This window comes from Microbacterium sp. Z11_20 (assembly GCF_057197605.1).
In genome coordinates this window covers 592,982-609,369 of record NZ_JBXVOQ010000002.1, presented here as the reverse complement: position 1 = coordinate 609,369, position 16,388 = coordinate 592,982, and the positions used below count along the sequence as shown (strand labels likewise).

The 16,388-nt window shown below is 67.6% G+C and carries 19 protein-coding genes; 8 read left to right on the top strand and 11 right to left on the bottom strand.

The genetic code is table 11. From position 1 onward, the window contains the following. Positions 1-26: 26 nt before the first annotated feature. A complete protein-coding gene (gene arfB / locus AC2DFQ_RS07985; protein WP_484533517.1) occupies positions 27-464 on the bottom strand; it encodes an alternative ribosome rescue aminoacyl-tRNA hydrolase ArfB in 438 nt (145 codons plus the stop codon). 108 nt (positions 465-572) lie between these two features. On the opposite strand from arfB, the gene AC2DFQ_RS07980 reads away from it, so the two are divergent. Then, entirely contained in the window at positions 573-1,685 is a 1,113-nt protein-coding gene (locus AC2DFQ_RS07980) for a hypothetical protein (protein ID WP_484533546.1), read from the top strand. A 272-nt stretch (positions 1,686-1,957) separates the two neighbouring features. Continuing rightward, complete coding sequence (locus AC2DFQ_RS07975; protein WP_484533516.1) at positions 1,958-2,659, top strand: DUF899 domain-containing protein; 702 nt, start codon at positions 1,958-1,960, stop codon at positions 2,657-2,659. A gap of 10 nt (positions 2,660-2,669) precedes the next feature. Here the strand turns inward: AC2DFQ_RS07975 and AC2DFQ_RS07970 are convergent, their stop codons facing one another. From AC2DFQ_RS07970 to AC2DFQ_RS07960, 3 genes are read right to left on the bottom strand one after another with little or no spacing between them, the layout of a single operon-like run. Then, positions 2,670-3,392 (bottom strand): SDR family oxidoreductase, encoded by a 723-nt coding sequence (locus AC2DFQ_RS07970; protein ID WP_484533515.1) that lies wholly within the window; start codon positions 3,390-3,392, stop codon positions 2,670-2,672. Then, positions 3,389-5,281: a Na+/H+ antiporter NhaA gene (gene nhaA / locus AC2DFQ_RS07965; protein ID WP_484533514.1), complete on the bottom strand. Its 1,893-nt coding sequence runs from the start codon at positions 5,279-5,281 to the stop codon at positions 3,389-3,391. Before nhaA (AC2DFQ_RS07965) ends, AC2DFQ_RS07970 begins: the two co-directional genes overlap by 4 nt. 1 nt (position 5,282) lies before the next feature. Continuing rightward, entirely contained in the window at positions 5,283-6,041 is a 759-nt protein-coding gene (locus AC2DFQ_RS07960; RefSeq protein WP_484533513.1) for an SDR family oxidoreductase, read from the bottom strand. 336 nt (positions 6,042-6,377) lie between these two features. Here AC2DFQ_RS07960 and AC2DFQ_RS07955 point away from each other — a divergent pair, with 336 nt between their 5' ends. After that, positions 6,378-6,827, top strand: a complete 450-nt coding sequence (locus AC2DFQ_RS07955) for a hypothetical protein (protein WP_484533512.1) — start codon at positions 6,378-6,380, stop codon at positions 6,825-6,827. An 87-nt stretch (positions 6,828-6,914) separates the two neighbouring features. Here the strand turns inward: AC2DFQ_RS07955 and AC2DFQ_RS07950 are convergent, their stop codons facing one another. Together AC2DFQ_RS07950 and nhaA (AC2DFQ_RS07945) are read right to left on the bottom strand one after the other, a co-directional pair. Then, positions 6,915-7,199, bottom strand: coding sequence for a hypothetical protein (locus AC2DFQ_RS07950; RefSeq protein WP_484533511.1), 285 nt, complete (start codon positions 7,197-7,199; stop codon positions 6,915-6,917). A gap of 160 nt (positions 7,200-7,359) precedes the next feature. After that, positions 7,360-8,718, bottom strand: coding sequence for a Na+/H+ antiporter NhaA (nhaA, locus tag AC2DFQ_RS07945; protein ID WP_484533510.1), 1,359 nt, complete (start codon positions 8,716-8,718; stop codon positions 7,360-7,362). A gap of 175 nt (positions 8,719-8,893) precedes the next feature. On the opposite strand from nhaA (AC2DFQ_RS07945), the gene AC2DFQ_RS07940 reads away from it, so the two are divergent. Further along, a complete protein-coding gene (locus AC2DFQ_RS07940; protein WP_484533509.1) occupies positions 8,894-9,016 on the top strand; it encodes a hypothetical protein in 123 nt (40 codons plus the stop codon). Further along, on the top strand, positions 9,016-10,500 hold the full coding sequence (locus tag AC2DFQ_RS07935) for an alanine/glycine:cation symporter family protein (RefSeq protein ID WP_484533508.1): 1,485 nt from the start codon (positions 9,016-9,018) through the stop codon (positions 10,498-10,500). The genes AC2DFQ_RS07940 and AC2DFQ_RS07935 overlap by 1 nt, the downstream gene beginning before the upstream one ends. Here AC2DFQ_RS07935 and AC2DFQ_RS07930 read toward each other — a convergent pair. The 3 genes from AC2DFQ_RS07930 to AC2DFQ_RS07920 all read right to left on the bottom strand — a co-directional run bounded on the left by AC2DFQ_RS07930 (position 10,497) and on the right by AC2DFQ_RS07920 (position 12,579). Continuing rightward, complete coding sequence (locus tag AC2DFQ_RS07930; RefSeq protein ID WP_484508635.1) at positions 10,497-10,949, bottom strand: iron chaperone; 453 nt, start codon at positions 10,947-10,949, stop codon at positions 10,497-10,499. The two genes, AC2DFQ_RS07935 and AC2DFQ_RS07930, sit on opposite strands and share 4 nt — an antisense overlap. 122 nt (positions 10,950-11,071) lie before the next feature. Then, positions 11,072-12,184: a fatty acid desaturase family protein gene (locus AC2DFQ_RS07925; protein WP_484508634.1), complete on the bottom strand. Its 1,113-nt coding sequence runs from the start codon at positions 12,182-12,184 to the stop codon at positions 11,072-11,074. A gap of 191 nt (positions 12,185-12,375) precedes the next feature. Beyond that, on the bottom strand, positions 12,376-12,579 hold the full coding sequence (locus AC2DFQ_RS07920; protein WP_135068062.1) for a cold-shock protein: 204 nt from the start codon (positions 12,577-12,579) through the stop codon (positions 12,376-12,378). Between the two features lie 96 nt (positions 12,580-12,675). On the opposite strand from AC2DFQ_RS07920, the gene AC2DFQ_RS07915 reads away from it, so the two are divergent. Further along, the gene (locus tag AC2DFQ_RS07915; RefSeq protein ID WP_484533507.1) at positions 12,676-12,891 is read left to right on the top strand and encodes a hypothetical protein; all 216 of its coding nucleotides are present in this window, start codon (positions 12,676-12,678) and stop codon (positions 12,889-12,891) included. Between the two features lie 298 nt (positions 12,892-13,189). Then, positions 13,190-13,660 carry an SRPBCC family protein gene (locus AC2DFQ_RS07910; RefSeq protein WP_484508631.1) on the top strand — a complete coding sequence of 157 codons (471 nt, stop codon included), beginning with the start codon at positions 13,190-13,192 and terminating at the stop codon, positions 13,658-13,660. 15 nt (positions 13,661-13,675) lie between these two features. Here the strand turns inward: AC2DFQ_RS07910 and AC2DFQ_RS07905 are convergent, their stop codons facing one another. Continuing rightward, a complete protein-coding gene (locus tag AC2DFQ_RS07905) occupies positions 13,676-13,987 on the bottom strand; it encodes a hypothetical protein (RefSeq protein WP_484508630.1) in 312 nt (103 codons plus the stop codon). A 209-nt stretch (positions 13,988-14,196) separates the two neighbouring features. On the opposite strand from AC2DFQ_RS07905, the gene AC2DFQ_RS07900 reads away from it, so the two are divergent. Beyond that, on the top strand, positions 14,197-15,549 hold the full coding sequence (locus AC2DFQ_RS07900; RefSeq protein ID WP_484508629.1) for an APC family permease: 1,353 nt from the start codon (positions 14,197-14,199) through the stop codon (positions 15,547-15,549). Between the two features lie 72 nt (positions 15,550-15,621). On the opposite strand, the gene AC2DFQ_RS07895 is transcribed toward AC2DFQ_RS07900, so the two are convergent. Beyond that, a complete protein-coding gene (locus tag AC2DFQ_RS07895; RefSeq protein WP_484533506.1) occupies positions 15,622-16,383 on the bottom strand; it encodes a sulfite exporter TauE/SafE family protein in 762 nt (253 codons plus the stop codon). Positions 16,384-16,388: the final 5 nt, after the last annotated feature.

Genomic DNA, 16,388 nt, shown 5'->3' with positions numbered 1-16,388 from the left:
TGATGGGCGACATCACGTCTTGACCGTCAGTCGTGGGGTGGTCGACGGAGGCGTTTGACGTCGGTGCGCTGCTTCTTCGCGGTCAGCCGCCGTTCCTTCGCGCCTCGCGTCGGTTTCGTCGGTCGCCGTGATGCTTCGGGCGGCCGCAGCGCGTCAGCCACGACGGCCGCGAGCCGAGCGCGCGCGGCATCCCGGTTGCGCAGCTGTGCGCGGTGTTCGGATGCGGCGATCGTCAGCACCCCGTCGACGAGGCGCCCGTGCAGCCGCTCGAGGACCCGTTCTCGTTGAACCGGCGAGAGGACGGCCGAGTTCGCCACATCCCATCCCAATTCCACGCGCGAGTCGGCCGTGTTCACCCCTTGCCCGCCCGGCCCCGACGACCGCGAGAACCGCCACGACAACTCCGACTCGGGGATGGTGAGTGCCGAGGTCACCCGGAGTCCGGGACGGTGAGCGGCAGGCATGCACCCATCATCCTCCGGTGACACCTGCAGCGACCCTCGCCTCGGCGCCTCCAACACGCAGCGGTCACCCTTCGCGGTCGATACAGACGGCCTGAGTACGGTTACAGCATGAAGCGTGCCTCGAAACCTGGCGACAAAGCTGAAGTTGTGTCGCGGTCGACGAAGGCTGCGCTCGCCGAGATAGGAATGCTCAGCCTCTTCTCCAGTTTGGTGGCGGCTTGCGCGCTGCTGGCTGCATCGGGGATCAACCTTCGAAGCATGGGTGAGATCGCAGTCGACGCGGGTGAAGCGGTTCTCGGGCAGGTGGGGTGGGCGTTTGGGATATTCGTTCCCACGCTCCTAGGGTTCTATGTGCTGGTCAGCGGCGAGCAGCTCGGCGCCCCTCAGTCGGCCGGGCGGGTGAGACGGCTCCTGGGCTTTGTGGCGGAAGTATCATTCGCAGGTTTTGTGCCCGCACTTCTCCTAGCGCTGACCTATTCCGTGACAGCGCCGAGGAACCTCGGCCTGATCTTCCTGTTGCTCCCCGCGATAGGCCTAACTCTCTTCCTGGTGGCGCAATTGGGTGGGTTCGTCGTCTTTGATCGGGAGTTGCAGCTCGAAGAGGCAACGCGAACTCGTGCGGCAGCGCGCGTCGCGCTAGATCGACTTCGGCCGCGCTCTCGGCGAAAACTGTGGCTGGTGTTTGTCACGAATGTCGCCGTGGCGACACTAGCCGGCCAGCTCGGGGCATGGGCGGTTGGAGGACCAGCGTGGCTACATTGGCAGGTCCCGCTTACCCTCGCCATCTGGGCTTCGGTCATTTGCGTATTTGGGCTCAGCATGGCGTGGATCCGAAGTTCATCCGCCGGCTTTATGTGGTGGCTCGGATGGGCTTCACTCCTCGGATTATGGCTGATCACTGCGGGGCTGGCCTGGTCGCTCTCGACTGACGGCGATCTCGTCCAAAATCTACCGCTCGTAGTTGCAGTCTCCGCCATGGCGATCGTTGTTACCGCCTCGGCCCTGTGGCCCCCGCGCTGGTCCGCGCGATTCATGCTGGACTGGACGTTGATGGGCGGGCTGATTGCAAGCGAGGCCCGCGCCGCGGCCACCCAATACCGGCGCAGCTCAGCGAAAGTTCGGGAGTTACGCCCGACCCAAACCAACCGACGATCCCAATTCCTCCCCCGCTTCACTGACTTTCTGGGGAGAACGCGCTCTGGAGCAACTGACTCGATGTAGCAGACCCTCCTCGTTCTCGCCGGGCGGTGTCCTACGCCCGGCATTCCCGCCCGTTCGCATAGGGATTCCCTACCGCGGTCATCCAACGAGGTGGGCGCCCGCGAGGTGTGCCGCGCGCCGCCGGTCCCGTCTCCCGCGCTCCGCAGGAGCCCTCAGCCCGGCGGTCCCCTTGACGGGCCTTCCACCCTGAGTATCGTGATCGACAGAGATGTTCACGGTGTACACATTGCGCGGATGCGCGGCATCCGCGCAGGAGCGAAAGGCGAGAACCGATGGATTCCACGACGACCACTGCCCTTCCGCCTGTTACCGACGCGGACGAATGGCGCCGGCAGCTGGATGACCTGCGCGTGCGGGAGAAGGCGGCGACCCGCGAACTGGATGCGATCGCCGCACAGCGCCGACGACTCCCCATGGTCGAGATGCCCGAGTACATCCTCGAAGACGAGCACGGCCCCGTCCGACTGGTGGATGTCTTCGAGGGGAAGTCGCAGCTGATCACCTACCACCACATGTGGCGCCCCGGGAAAGCGTGGCAGTGCCCCGGCTGCACGGGCTACACGTCCCAGTTCACGCGACTGGATTTCCTCGAGCCGTACGATGCCCGGTTCGTCATCGTCACCCAGGGTGAGGTCGGCGAGGCCCTCGCCTACCGCGACCGGGTCGGCAACCGGATGACGTGGTACTCCACGGCGCACAGTCCCTTCGGCGCCGATGTCGACGCCCCTCCGGGAGGCGGGTTCGCGGTGAACGTGTTCCTTCGCGACGGCGACACGGTCTACCGCACGTGGCACACCAACGGACGGGGCACCGAACAGCTCGCGCACACCTTCCCGCTCATCGACCTGCTCCCCTACGGCCGGCAGGAGGACTGGCAGGATTCGCCGGAGGGCTGGCCGCAGCATCCGCCCTATGAGGGATGGATCGACTCGAGAGAGATCGCGCGACTGTATGGGCCGAACCAGCCGAATTGAGGTACCGCGGTCAGCCCCAGCCCTGTTTGGTGGAAGCGACAACCAGGTCGTGCAGCGCGACGCCGGGGGGCTGCCGGAGAACGAAGTCGATGATCTCCGCGACGTCGTCGACGGTGATGAGGTCGGGCCCGAGGCGCTGGTAGTCCTCCGCGTTCAGGGTGAGGCCCTCCGCCCACGAGGAGCGCACATATCCCGGTGCCAGGTTGGCCACGCGGATGCGCTGCGGGCGCAGCTCCTTCCTCAGATGCGTCGCGAACATCTTCAGGGCTGCGGAGGTCACGCCGTATAGCGTCGAGCCGTCGTAGGAGTTCTCGTCCGCGAGCGAGCCGATGGTCAGGACATCGGCAACGCCCGACTCTGCGGCCTCCCGCGCAAGTCCGGGGATCAGCGCCTGGACGAGGCCGATGGTGCCGGCGATGTTGGTATCGAGGACGGCGGACCAATCGGCGACCGGCGTCTCCTCGAACCGCTGGGAATGGCCCAGCCCGGCTGCCGCAGTCACGGAGGCAATGCGCGGGAACTCGTCGAGGAGGCGCGCCGCGACATCCGCGACACCCTCGTGGTCGGTGACATCCTGCACGAAGTAGCGGATCGAGTCGTCCGCGAGCGCGTCCGGGCGCTCGAGGCGGTCCACGATCACGACGCCTTCTCCCCGCCCGAGAAGGCGGTGCGCGAGCGCAAGCCCGATCCCCGACGCTCCCCCGCTGATGACGTGCGGGCCACGCCCGCTCACGAGGCGCCGGCCGTTTCGTCGTCGGCTGTGTCGCCGAGCGATCCCGCGCGACGTGCTGCCGAGTCCTCACCCACTGCCGTTGCGGTGGCCCTCAGCTCGGCCGCGATGGCGCCGGCTTCCAGAGGGCCGGAGTAGATGAGCCCGTTGACGAAGAGCACCGGCCCCTCGGTCAGACCCATGCTCTCGGCATCCAGGTAGTCCTGCTGCACGCGTGACCGCCGCGCCCCTCGTCGCAGGTCGTTCTCGACCCGCGACAGGTTCGCCCCGACATTGACGGTGGCCCGGAGAATCGCCTGCGAGTCGAGCGAACTGTCCTCACTCATACGATTGAGCTCCCTCCGCATCGCCCAGAACAGCCGCGGCGACTGCGCCGCCACCGCCTCGAGCGCCTCTCCCGTCTGCTCCGGTGCGCCCTCGGCGTCGGGCCGGAGGTGGCGGAAGACGAACGCGATGTCATCGCCGAAGTCCGCCAGCACGTCGTCGATGATCTCTTCGGTACTCAGGTCATCGAGCCCGCCGAAGGTGCCGTACTCCACGAGCGAGTACGGCGCGTCGATCGGCCCCGCCACATGGTCGCGATCGGGCTCGACCGCGCGCACGAGCTGCGTGCGCGGCGCCGCATGTGCTGCGTCGTATCGCGAAGTGAGCCACAGCGCAGCGGTCGCCGACAGCGCAGCAACGAGGGACGCGGTGATGATCCCGATACGCGCGTCGGATTGCGCGACCGGGTCTTCGATGGCGAGGTCGACGATGAACAGCGAGATGGTGAACCCGATGCCGAGGAGGAGCGATCCGGAGGTGATGTGACGCGCGTGCAGCGCCGGCGCGAGACGGCCGACGCGCAGGCGTCGAGCGAGCAGGACGGATCCCGTGACTCCGAAGAACTTGCCGACGACGAGCCCGATGATCACGCCCCACGTGAGCGTGGACGTGAAGGCGTGCTGCAGCGACTCGGCGGTGATCTGCACGCCGGCATTCGCCAACGCGAAGATCGGAACGACGACGAAGGCAACGACGCGGCGCAGGGCCAGCTGCAACCGGTCGTTCACCGAGACGGAGCGAAGAATCCCCTCCGCGGCGGCGCGTCCCTTCTCGGCATCGGGGGTTCGGCGGAAGCCCTGAGTGAGTGTCTCGGCGCGGTCCACTTGATCTCGCTTCGGGGGGAAGACCGGTAGGAGCAGGGCCAGGACGACACCTGCGATAGTCGCGTGCACACCTGACTGGTAGATGGCGAACCACAGGACGAGACCGAGCACGGCATAAACCGCACCGCGCCACACCCGTGCCCGCTGCGCCACCCAGATGCCCGCGGAGACCACGCCCGCCACGACGAGCCAGACCAGGTCCAGGTGGTCGGTGTACACGACCGCGATCACGCCGAGCGCGCCGACATCGTCGACGACGGCCATCGTGAGCAGGAAGACGCGTAACTGCACCGGCAGACGGGAGCCGAACGCCGCCAGAATGCCCACGACGAAGGCGGTGTCGGTGGAGATGACGACACCCCACGCGCCCACATCGCTGGTCCCTCTGGTGATGAGCACGAAGAGCACAGCCGGCACCGCAAGGCCGAACGCTGCGGCGATGATGGGCAGGCTTGCTTGACGCCAGTCTCGGAGGTCTCCCAAAACGAAGTCCTTCTTCACCTCCAGGGTCACGAGGAAGAAGAACAGAACCATCACGGCATCGTTGACCCAGTGCTGCAATGACAATTCCAGAGCGGAGCTACCGACGTTGATCCCGATGTCCGTGTGCCAGAAGTCGTCGTAACTCTCCGGGGACACGTTCGCCCACGCGATGGCCAGTACCGTGGCGAAGAGCAGCGCGATCGCGCCCGCACTCTCCGATGATGCAATGCGCCGCCAGCGAGCCGCACTCAGAAGAGGCATGTCAGCTCTTGGCCGCGCGGATGGTGGCCTCCGCGAGGTTCACGCGCCTCGGGAGGGACGTCATGAACCACACCAGGTCGGCGACGGAGGCTGGGTCGATGGACTCGAAGTCGTCGAACAACGACTGCACCTCCTCGAACACCGCCGATTCCGCCATGTCGGAGCCGATCTGTGACGTCACGTAGTACGGAGCGACGTGATGCACGCGGACCCCTCGTCCCCCGAACTCGTCGCGGAGGTGTTTCGACAGCTGCGTGACCGCTGCCGAGATGGCCGAGTACACCGCAAAGGCGGTGGTGCGATTTTCGGCGATGGCTGATCCGATGAGAACGATGTCGGCCGGTTGTCCGTTGTCTCCGGCGGCGAGAAGACCGTCTGTGAACGTCTGGACCGTCTGGAGCACTCCCTGAATGTTGGTCCTGATCATGGTCGCCCACTCGGAGGGAATCGCGTTCTCGAACGAGGAAGCAAGGAACACTCCCGCGCTCACCACCAGCAGGTCGGGATCCGCGCCGAACCGGGAGCGGACAGCATCCCGCGCCTCGACCAGGTCGAAGGGCTCGGTCACGTCCGCTCGCACACGTATCGTCAGATCGGAGGCGTCGAGCCGCTGCTCGAGCCTCTCGAGTCGACGGGCGTTGCGCGCGAGAAGGGCAACGCCCACGCCTTCAGCGACGAGACGGCGGGACACCGCCGATCCGATCGCGCCGGTGGCGCCCGTGACGAGCGCGAGTCGATGAGGCTGCTCCGGGTCAGGCACAGGTCAGCTCGCTGTCACGCCGAACGGGCGCAACTGATCCCACGTCCACCGCATCAGCTCGTCGCCGCGCGCATGAGCGAGCCCGATTCCACTCGTCCCACCCGTGAGTGCGACGGTTCCCCCCGCTCGCTCCATCTCCGCCGCTCCTCGCCGTGATCAGCTGCGTTCATCCCCGTTACCGTGACAATACTCAGCGGGGCCGCCGCGGACCAATAGCCGGCCTGGCTAGCGCAGTCCCGCTCGCACGGCAAGCGGGACGCGCAATCGCCGGCTCTCCGGTTTCCTTGCAGAGGATGCGCCGAACCATTGTTCTGCGCCGCACTCGAGGGAGAGACCGTGGATACGTCTACCGTCATCTGGATCATTGTGGCCATCGTCGTGGTGCTGGTGATCGTCGGCATCGTGCTGGCGGTCACCGCGAAGGGACGCCGCGAGCGCCGGCAGCAGGCGCAGCACGAGAAGGCCCAGAAGCTGCGCGCCGAGGCCCGCCAGGCCGACCTGGGCGCACGCGAGCACGAGGCGGAGGTCGCGCAGGCCCGTGCCGACTCGGCTCAGGCCCAGGCCGAGTCGGAGCGGGCGAAGGCGCGCGCCGCTCAGGCCGACATGGAGGCGCAGCGCCGCGCCGCCGACATCGACGAGCACGCGGCAGAGGCCGCCAAGCGTCGGGAAGAACAGGCCGAGACGCTGCGGAAGGCCGACAAGGTCGACCCGCTCGTGCGGGGCGACGGCACGCGGGGCGACGGCCGCGATCGCGGCACCGACGAGACGACCCGGTCGGATCGCTGAACCACGAAGGCCCCCTGCGTGGCAGGGGGCCTTCGATCACAGCGTTTCCGGGAGGGGTCTCCCCCTCCGGTCACTCTTGGGGGTCAGTCAGCGACCGGTGCGCGCGTCGCGGTCGTCGCGGTCGTAGAACTCGCGGCTGCCCGACTTGGCCAGGCCACGGCTGATCATGTAACCGATGGTCAGCAGGGTGGCGTACAGCCACACCTCGGAGGCGCCGAAGCCCTGGCCGTCTTCGTTGCTGTCCACGACGATGGACGCGATGAACATCGCGACGAGAATCACCACGTAGGCGATGAACTCAGTGGTCTTGAAGGCCGCCTTGGTCTCGGTCGAGAGGCGGGAGTTGCGGGCACTGGGGGTTGTGGTGCTCATGGGTATGTCCTTTAATGTGACTGTCGTATCGCGTACGTCGGGCACGAGATGTGCCTCAGGGAGCTAACCAGGCGGCACGAATCTTCGCTGCCCCCTTGCTATTTGCGCTGCGCGCCAGGAAAAATCCAGGCACCCTGCATCCTGCGCCGCCGAAACCGCGTCAGATTGTGCCGCCGCCCGGCCGCTCGGGACGCTGGTACACGTCGGGGATCCCGTCCGCATCCGCATCCCGCCTCTCCTCCGCCGCCACGCGTTTGTACACGCGGTTGCGCGCGAGCAGGATCACGGATGCGGCCAGCGACGCGATGACCGAGGCGATCATGATCGCGATCTTGGCGTCGTCATTGTGCACGCTGTCCGGGCCGAAGCTGAGTTCCGCGATCAGCAGCGACACCGTGAAGCCGATGCCGGCGAGAATACCCACGCCGATGAGGTCGATCCAGCGGAGCGCGGGATCCAGGCGCGCGTGGGTGACGGCCGTGAGGATGCGCGTCGTGAGGACGATGCCGATGGGCTTTCCCAGCACGAGGCCCGCGACCACACCGATGGTGACGGGGTCGGTCGCGGCGCGGACGATGCCGTCCACTCCCCCGATGGCGACGCCGGCGGCGAAGAACGCGAAGACCGGCACGGCGAAGCCGGCCGAAAGCGGTCGGAAGCGGTGCTCGAACACCTCCGCGAGTCCCCCCTCGCGCGACGTCAGTGCCGCGCCCTTGGGCTGTCGCACCGGGATGGTGAAGGCCAATGCGACGCCGGCGATCGTCGCGTGCACCCCGGAGGCGTGCATGAACGCCCACGCGACGAAGCCGATGGGGAGGAGGATCAGCCACGCGGCAGCAGGTTTCAGGTGGAACAGCTTCTGGTAACGCTGCGCGATCACCCCGTACACGGCGACCGTCACGGCAGCGGCGACGAGCGGCAGGAGCTCGATGTCGCTCGTGTAGAAGATGGCGATGATGACGATCGCGATGAGATCGTCCACGACGGCGAGCGTCAGGAGGAAGATGCGCAACGGGCTGGGGAGGTGCGAGCCGACGAGGGCCAGCACCGCGACGGCGAAGGCGATGTCGGTGGCGGCGGGGATCGCCCAGCCGGCCAGGAGCGAGGGCGCCTGCCACACGACGGCCACATAGATGAGAGCGGGGACCACGACTCCGCCGGCGGCGGCCGCGATGGGAACCACCGCGGTGCGGAACTCCCTCAGGTCGCCGACGACGAGCTCGCGCTTCAGCTCGAGGCCGACGAGGAAGAAGAAGATCGCCAGGAGTCCGTCGGCCGCCCATGCGCCGAGGGAGAGCTCCAGGTGCCACGGGGCGTACCCGATCCTGAAGTCGCGCACGGCGAAGTAGACGTCGGCGAAGGGGGTGTTCGCCCAGATGATCGCGATGGCGGCCGCGGCGACGAGGAGCATGCCGCCGACGGCTTCCTTCCGCAGGAGCGTCCCGATGCGGCTCGCCTCGGCGTAGCTGCCGCGGCGGGGGAACGCGGGCGGGGGGGATCCAGGAGTCTCGTGCGTCATCGGTTTCCACCTAGGGCTTTGGTCGACAAGGGAAGTGTCGACCAGACTTCCCGACGCGCCTGGGCCAGTCTAACGGCGCAGGAATCGCGATGCCGGGCGTCGGCATCGTAGCCCGTCGCCCCGGCGGCGGCGAAGGGGGGGCGCCACAGCGGCGGCGCCTGCGGACAATGGGCCCATGCTCGCTCGTCTCGCCGGAATCGCCGGTGCCGCCCTCCGCGGCGTGTCTGCCCTGACCTACCGCTGGGTGGAGCGGGTGCGGCAGCCGTCCTACCGGTACGTGCAGGTTACGGTGACGTGATGGACGCGGTGAACAACACGGTTCTCACCGGGGGAGATTTCCTCTGGACCTGGGCGGTGCTGCCCGTCCTCGCCGTCCTCGGCATCTACTTCACCGTGAGATCCGGGGTGGTGCAGTTCCGGCTCATTCCCGAGATGTTCCGTACGCTCACCAACCCAACTCCACGCGATGAGAACGGCGAGCCGCAGTCGGTGTCGGCGTTCCAGGCGTTCACGATCTCCGCCGCCTCGCGGGTCGGGGTGGGCAACATCGCGGGGGTGGGCACCGCGATCGCGATCGGCGGCCCCGGCGCGGTGTTCTGGATGTGGGCGATGGCGTTCCTGGGCGGAGCATCCAGCTTCGTGGAATCCACGCTCGGTCAGCTGTTCAAGGTGCGCGACGAGGAGGGCTTCCGCGGCGGCCCGGCGTATTACATGCAGTACGGCCTCAAGGCGCGGTGGATGGGGATCGTCTTCGCCGTGATCCTGGTGGTCTGCTTCCCCTTCGCCTTCAGCTCGCTGCAGGCCAACACCATCAGCGCCACCGTGTCGTCGAGCTTCGGCGGTGACCTGACGTGGATCCCCTGGGTCATCGGCATCGCCCTGTCCGCGATCACCGGCCTGGTGGTCTTCGGCGGCCTCCGCCGCATCGCCAGCGTCACCCAGGCCGTCGTTCCGGCCATGGCGCTGGGGTACCTCCTCCTGGGCCTCGTGATCGTCGGCATGAACATCGAACGTCTCCCCGAGGCGTTCGCGTCGATCTTCACGCAGGCGTTCGGGTTCAACGAGGTGGTCGGCGCCACCCTCGGGGTGATCATCATGACCGGCGTGAAGCGCGGAATGTTCTCCAACGAGGCGGGCCTCGGGTCAGCTCCCAACGCCGGCGCCAGTGCCGCCGTCACCCACCCGGTGAAGCAGGGGCTCGTGCAGACCCTGGGCGTCTACTTCGACACGTTCCTGGTCTGCTCCATCACCGCCGCCATCATCCTGGTCTCCACCCCCGACCTCGCCGGCGCGACGCGCGGGATCGGGCTGACCCAGGAGGCCATCGTCGGCAACCTCGGCGAATGGTCGAACGTGCTGCTGAGCATCATCATCTTCCTGCTCGCGTTCAGCTCGATCCTGGGCAACTACTACTACGGCCAGTCCAACATCGAGTTCATCTCCTCCAGCCGCCGCGTGCTCACGATCTACCGCGTGCTGGTCGTGGCCGTCGTCTTCGTCGGGTCGATCGCATCCGCCGACCTCATCTGGAACACCGCGGACGGGATCATGGGCGTGATGGCGCTGGTGAACCTCGTCGCGATCGGCCTGCTCTCCGGCGTTGCCTTCGCGCTGCTGCGTGACTACACGCAGCAGCGGCGCGAAGGACGAGACCCCGTCTTCACGCGCGATCGGCTGCCCGAGGTCACCGGCATCCAATGCTGGAGCGACGAGCGGAGCGTGACCGGCCCGCTGCCGATCCAGCGGCACGGACGGCACGCGAGAGGTGGCGCGAGGGGCTAGGCGCGCGCCGGGCCGACCGCGCTGCGGACGAGCTCGGTCACTCGCGCCTCGACGGCCGGTGTCCACGCGCGCACGGCGAAACCGACCGGCCACATGTCGCCGTCGTCGAGATCGGCCTTGTCTTCGAAGCCGATCGTCGCGTAACGCGTCTTGAACTTCAGCGCCGGCTGGATGAAGACGACGATCTTGCCCTCCGCGTTGGCGAATCCGGGCATGCCGTAATAGGTCTTCGGCACCAGGTCGGGGGCGACTTCGCTCACCACCGTGTACAGACCCTCGGCGAGGCTCTTGTCCGCAGGCTCGAGATCGGCGATGGCATCCAGAACCGCCTTCTCCCCCGCGGCCCGGTTCTTGCCGGCCTTCTCCTGCTCCCGGAGCTCCTTCGCGCGCTGCTTGACCGCCTCGCGCTCTTCCGTGCTCAGTCCGTCGGACGACCCTGTCTTCGCCATGCTGCATCACCCTCCCGGGAAAGCGTGCCTCGTCTGTCGAGGCTCACGCTAGCGCAGCGTCAACGAAGAAACGCCCCCTCCCGCGACGCGGTGCGTCGGGAAGGGGGCGTTCGCCTACCGGGTCAGATACCGCGGATCTGCTGACGCGTCGGGCAGTCGAAGGGGTCGCGCGCGGCGAGACCGACTTCGTTGAGGTACTTGATGACGATGCCGTACGACTGGATGAGGCTCGTCTCGGTGTACGGCACGTTGAGGTTCTCGCACGCCTCGCGCACGATCACGCGGGCGCGTGACAGGTACGGGCGGGCCATGCTCGGGAACAGGTGGTGCTCGACCTGGTAGTTCAGGCCGCCCATGAGGGTGGTCGCCCACCAGCCGCCGCGCACGTTGCGGGAGGTGCGCACCTGCTTGGTGAAGAAGTCGAGGCGGGCGTCCGGTGCGATGACCGGCATGCCCTTGTGGTTCGGAGCGAAGGAGGCACCCATGTAGACGCCGAAGACGGCCATCTGCACGAAGATGAAGGCGATCGCCAACCCGAGCGGCAGGAAAAGGAAGACCGGCACGATGACCGCGGCCAGGCGCAGGAGGATCAGGGAGAGCTCGATCCAGCGGCCCTTGATGGGCTCACGCGTGGTGACGAGGTACTTGATGCCGAGGAAGTGGAGGTTCCAGCCCTCCATGGTCAGCAGCGGGAAGAACAGCCACCCCTGACGCTGGGTGATGAAGCGGACCACACCACGCGCCTTGCGGGCGTCGTCCTCGACGAACGAGATCGTGTCGATCTCGATGTCCGGGTCTTTGCCCACCCGGTTCGGGTTGGCGTGGTGCCGGCTGTGCTTGGAGTCCCACCACGAGTAGCTCATGCCGACGAGGGCAGGGCCGATGATGCGGGAGAGGCGGTCGTTGGCCGGACCCGTGGAGAGGATGACGCGGTGCGCGGCCTCATGGGCGAGGAACGCGATCTGCGTGAAGATGATGCCGAGCGCGGCGGCGATCAGGAGCTGGAACCAGCTGTCACCCAGCAGGATGAAGCCGGTGATGGCGCCGGCCAGCGCGACCGCGAGGGCGGCGGCGACCAGGGCGTAGAACCACTGGGCACGACGGAGAAGACCCATTTCTTTCACCACCTGCGAGACCTGGGTGTAGGCCTTGGCGACCGGAGGGAATGATTCACGGGTGGCATACGTCTGCCGGACCGGACCCAGTGTGGCCTGTATGGGGGTGACAGTGGTCAAGGGTCTCCTTGGGTTAGCCAGCCAGACCCAAGGTCATGCTGATGTGATACGCGGGGGCGGATGCTGCCCGCTATTGCCGACCATACTAAGGACAGCCGACGGCTGTGTGTCAACGCGCGGATGCACAGTCACTGCACAGGAGCGCGAAATGAGAAGGATGCGGCGGGCTTCATGCCCGCCGCATCCTGAGGTCACACGAGGCGAATGCTCGAGGCCTGGGGACCCTTCGGGCCGCGCTCGACGTCGAACTCGACGCGCTGTGCTTCTTCGAGCGAGCGGAAGCCGCCACCCTCGATCGCGCTGTAGTGCGCGAACACGTCGGGCGAGCCGTCCTCGGGTGCGATGAAGCCGTAGCCCTTTTCAGAGTTGAACCACTTAACAGTTCCGAATGCCATCGGATCTCTCTTTCTTAAAGAGGGGCCGCGACGGCGACCCCGATGACCGCGACGAAAAGATCGCGGAGACTTGGGGCGACGTCGCCCAGGATGGGGGTGGCCGCTGGTGCGGCCGAGCGCGTCTTCCAGCGAGCGCTGCGCGAGAACCAGCGCGGCGAAGACACCCAGCGGCTGGCCGACGGCGTCGTGGGCCGCGAACTCGGTCTCATCGATGGTCACGTGCCCGGCGTATTCGCCAGACGAGTGCCCGACGTACACGTCGAGGTCGGCCTTGAGCCACGTCAGCAGGGAAGGAGAAAGATCAGGGGATAAAAGCAAGGAAGAGATGTGAAGAGGTCGATTCAGTCGTGCAACCCGGTTCAGCGATGAGGGCGGGTTTGTGGATTTTTGCCCGGATGGGCGGTGTCCGTCATTGGAATACTCATCCGGACAGCCGACGCGCGTGAATGCTCGTCGTGGTTCGACCCTACCCCAGTGCGGTGCCGCTGTCTGCATGTTCGCCCGGATGGGGCGAAATCTGCGGCGAATGCCGGGCACCATGCCTCGCGCGCTGTGCGCCGCATTACGCTCGCTGCAGGAGATCCCCCGCCCCCGAAGAGAAGAGTCCCGCATGACCGACGTGACCAGCACAGTGGACATCGACGCGCCCGCTCGCCTCGTGTGGCAAGCCCTCACCGACTTCGAGAGGTATCCCGGGTGGAATCCCTATTTCCGCCACGCCTCCGGTGTGGTCGCGCCCGGAGAGACGATTCTGCTCGGCGCGACCCTTGACGAGGGCTTCGGGAAGCCGCGACAGGGCCCTGTCCGGGTTATCACCGCGACTCCCGAGGCGGAACTCCGCTGGACGAGCCGATTCCTCCTGCCGGGCCTGATGGACGCCGATCACCGATTCACGCTCACCGCGTTGAGCCCCACTCGCACCAGGCTGGCGCAATCAGAGAAGCTGACGGGGCTCCTCGTTGCTCTCTCGCCCGCGATGATGAAGAAGATTCAGGTCAAGCTCGGGGAATTCGACCTGGCCCTGAAGGCCTACGCCGAAGGGCTGGCTACCCGGACGAATGCCGATGACACGCGTGCCTGACCGCTGTCGGTCTTCTCAGCGCCCCTCGTCCCAGTCGAAACCCGCCGTGCGGCCGGCGACGACGGCAGCGCGGCGCCGGATGCTCCAGGCCGCCAGCTCCTCGCCCTCCAGCGTGAGCGGCAGTTCCGGTTCGGATCGCACGGCCACGAGCGGGACGCCGGCCCCGAGGCTGACCCACGCCTGGCCGGCCTGACCGTCCAGCAGCGCCGGGAACGACACCAGCTCGGTGCGGCCCTGCTCGGAGAGCACGCGGAAGTACTCCAGCAGCGCTTCGGCGACGTCGTCGGTGGTCGCCATGCGCGCTCCGGTGACGAAGATGTCGAACATCTCGAGGCCCTCTCCTCCGATTCGCAGCGCACTCGGGTACGGCGCGTACGATCGGTTCAGCTTCGCCGCGTGCGGGGCGAGAACCTAGGTCTTGACCACGGCCGCGGTGGACGCTAGCGCCGGGGCAGGCGGGCTCGGGACGGTCGTGTTCCCGTCCGGCGCGGTCTGTCAAGCCGCGGCCGGCCCGGCCGGCGGCTTCTACGGTTGTGATGGTGACTACTGAGACGCAACCGCCGACGCGCCTGCGGCGAGGCATCACCGGACCGCTGCTGTTCGCGTTCATCCTCGGCGACGTGCTCGGTGCGGGCATCTACGCCTTGATGGGCGTGCTCGCCGGGCGCGTGGGCGGGATGCTGTGGGCTCCACTCCTCCTCGCCCTCCTGCTCGCGCTCCTCACGGCCGGGTCGTACGCGGAGCTGGTGACGAAGTACCCCCGGGCGGGAGGCGCGGCGGTGTTCGCCGAACGCGCCTTCAAGAACCCTCTCGTGTCGTTCCTCGTCGGCTTCAGCATGCTGGCCGCCGGTGTCACCAGCGCCGCGGGGCTGTCAATCGCCTTCGCGGGCGACTATCTGACGACGTTCATCGACCTGCCGGTCATTCCCGTCGCCATCGTGTTCCTGGCCGTCGTCGCCGCCCTCAACGCCCGCGGCATCCGCGAGTCGATGGGGGCGAACCTCGTGATGACGGTGATCGAGGTGAGCGGACTGGTGCTGGTCATCGTGGTCGTCGGCATCCTCCTCGGGGGTGGAGGCGGCGACGTGTCGCGCGTCACCCAACTCCCCGAAGATGCCGCCTTCGGCTCGGCCGTGCTCGCCGGCGCCATCATCGCCTACTACTCCTTCGTCGGCTTCGAGACGTCGGCCAATGTGATCGAGGAGGTCAAGGACCCCTCCCGCACGTTCCCGCGCGCTCTCTTCGCCGCTCTTCTCGCCGCCGGCGTCGTCTATGTCCTCGTGGGTCTCGCCAGTGCGATCGCGCTCCCCGCCGCCGAGCTCGAGGGATCCAGCGGACCGCTGCTCGATGTCGTCGAGGCCAGCGGCGTCGCCATCCCTTCATGGCTGTTCAGCCTCATCGCGCTGATCGCCGTCGCCAACGGTGCGCTGCTGACGATGATCATGGCGAGCCGGCTCGCCTACGGGATGGCCGAGCAGGGTCTGCTGCCGGCCGTCCTCGCGCGGGTCCTGCCGAAGCGGAAGACCCCATGGGTGGCGATCGTCGCCACGACCCTCGTGGCGATGCTGCTCACCCTCGTCGGAGACCTCGCCACCCTCGCCGAAACGGTCGTGCTGCTGCTGCTGATCGTCTTCCTCAGCGCCAACGTGTCGGTGCTGGTGCTGCGTCGCGACCCCGTCGAGCACCCCCACTTCCGCGTGTGGACGTTCGTTCCGGTGCTGGGCATCGCCTCCTGCATCGTGCTCCTCACCCAGCAACGTCCCATCGTGTGGCTGTTCGGGGCCATCCTGCTCGCCGTCGGCGTGGTGCTGTTCCTCGCCGCCCGGTGGGGCCGTCGACGCGGCGAGCGCAGCCGCGCCCGCAAGGCGAGCGAGCCCACCGCCCGCTGAGCCGGGCCGCCGTCCTCCGATGAGCCGGGCCGGGCCTGAGCAGGGTGGCGCCGTCGTCACCAGCGGAGGTCGTCACCAGAGGAGGTAGAGCGCTCCGACGATCGTGAGCGCGATCACCAGGCGCTCGAACACCACCTGTGGCAGGCGGCCGGCCAGAAGACGGCCGAGCAGCCCGCCGAGGAGCACCGCCGGGATCAGCCACAGGTCGATCCACAGGCTGTCGGTCGAGAACAGCCCGAGACCGGCGGCGAAGGGCACCTTGCCGATGTTGACCACCGCGAAGAACCAGGCGCCCGTACCGAGGAACTGCTTCACCGGAAAGCGTGCCGCGAGGAAGTACATCGACATGACGGGTCCGGCGGCGTTCGCGACCATGGTGGTGAATCCGCCGAGGGTGCCGTAGACCGCTGCTGCCAGCCATCCCCCGCTCGACGCGCGATCCACCGAGTGCGCAGCCCACCGACGCCACAGCGTCACGGCGACGACCACGAGGAGGAGCGCGCCGATGACGCGGCGGACCCACCCGTCGTCGGCGACGGCGAGGAAGGCCACCCCGAGGAGAATGCCGGCCAGGACCGCCGGGATCAGCCGGATGAGGGCGCGCCACTGGGCGTGGCGCCGGTACGCCCACAGGGCGAGCATGTCGCCGACGATGAGGAGGAGGAGGAGCGTCGCGGTGGACTCGCGCGCGGGGAGCACCGCGGCAAAGAGCGCCACGGCGATGGTGCCCCCACCGGGGAGGGCGGTCTTGGAGAGCCCGACGACGACCGCGCCGATGGCCAGCACCACCCACGACAGGGGCGTCAGATCCCCCAGTACGACGGCACCGCTCACCTGCT

What these genes read in the sequence shown, in the direction of transcription:
- arfB (WP_484533517.1), bottom strand. Translation starts at nt 464, where the DNA reads ATGCCTGCCGCTCACCGTCCCGGACTCCGGGTGACCTCGGCACTCACC.
- AC2DFQ_RS07980 (WP_484533546.1), top strand. Translation starts at nt 573, where the DNA reads ATGAAGCGTGCCTCGAAACCTGGCGACAAAGCTGAAGTTGTGTCGCGG.
- AC2DFQ_RS07975 (WP_484533516.1), top strand. Translation starts at nt 1,958, where the DNA reads ATGGATTCCACGACGACCACTGCCCTTCCGCCTGTTACCGACGCGGAC.
- nhaA (WP_484533514.1), bottom strand. Translation starts at nt 5,281, where the DNA reads ATGCCTCTTCTGAGTGCGGCTCGCTGGCGGCGCATTGCATCATCGGAG.
- AC2DFQ_RS07950 (WP_484533511.1), bottom strand. Translation starts at nt 7,199, where the DNA reads ATGAGCACCACAACCCCCAGTGCCCGCAACTCCCGCCTCTCGACCGAG.
- nhaA (WP_484533510.1), bottom strand. Translation starts at nt 8,718, where the DNA reads ATGACGCACGAGACTCCTGGATCCCCCCCGCCCGCGTTCCCCCGCCGC.
- AC2DFQ_RS07940 (WP_484533509.1), top strand. Translation starts at nt 8,894, where the DNA reads ATGCTCGCTCGTCTCGCCGGAATCGCCGGTGCCGCCCTCCGCGGCGTG.
- AC2DFQ_RS07935 (WP_484533508.1), top strand. Translation starts at nt 9,016, where the DNA reads ATGGACGCGGTGAACAACACGGTTCTCACCGGGGGAGATTTCCTCTGG.
- AC2DFQ_RS07930 (WP_484508635.1), bottom strand. Translation starts at nt 10,949, where the DNA reads ATGGCGAAGACAGGGTCGTCCGACGGACTGAGCACGGAAGAGCGCGAG.
- AC2DFQ_RS07920 (WP_135068062.1), bottom strand. Translation starts at nt 12,579, where the DNA reads ATGGCATTCGGAACTGTTAAGTGGTTCAACTCTGAAAAGGGCTACGGC.
- AC2DFQ_RS07910 (WP_484508631.1), top strand. Translation starts at nt 13,190, where the DNA reads ATGACCGACGTGACCAGCACAGTGGACATCGACGCGCCCGCTCGCCTC.
- AC2DFQ_RS07905 (WP_484508630.1), bottom strand. Translation starts at nt 13,987, where the DNA reads ATGTTCGACATCTTCGTCACCGGAGCGCGCATGGCGACCACCGACGAC.
- AC2DFQ_RS07900 (WP_484508629.1), top strand. Translation starts at nt 14,197, where the DNA reads ATGGTGACTACTGAGACGCAACCGCCGACGCGCCTGCGGCGAGGCATC.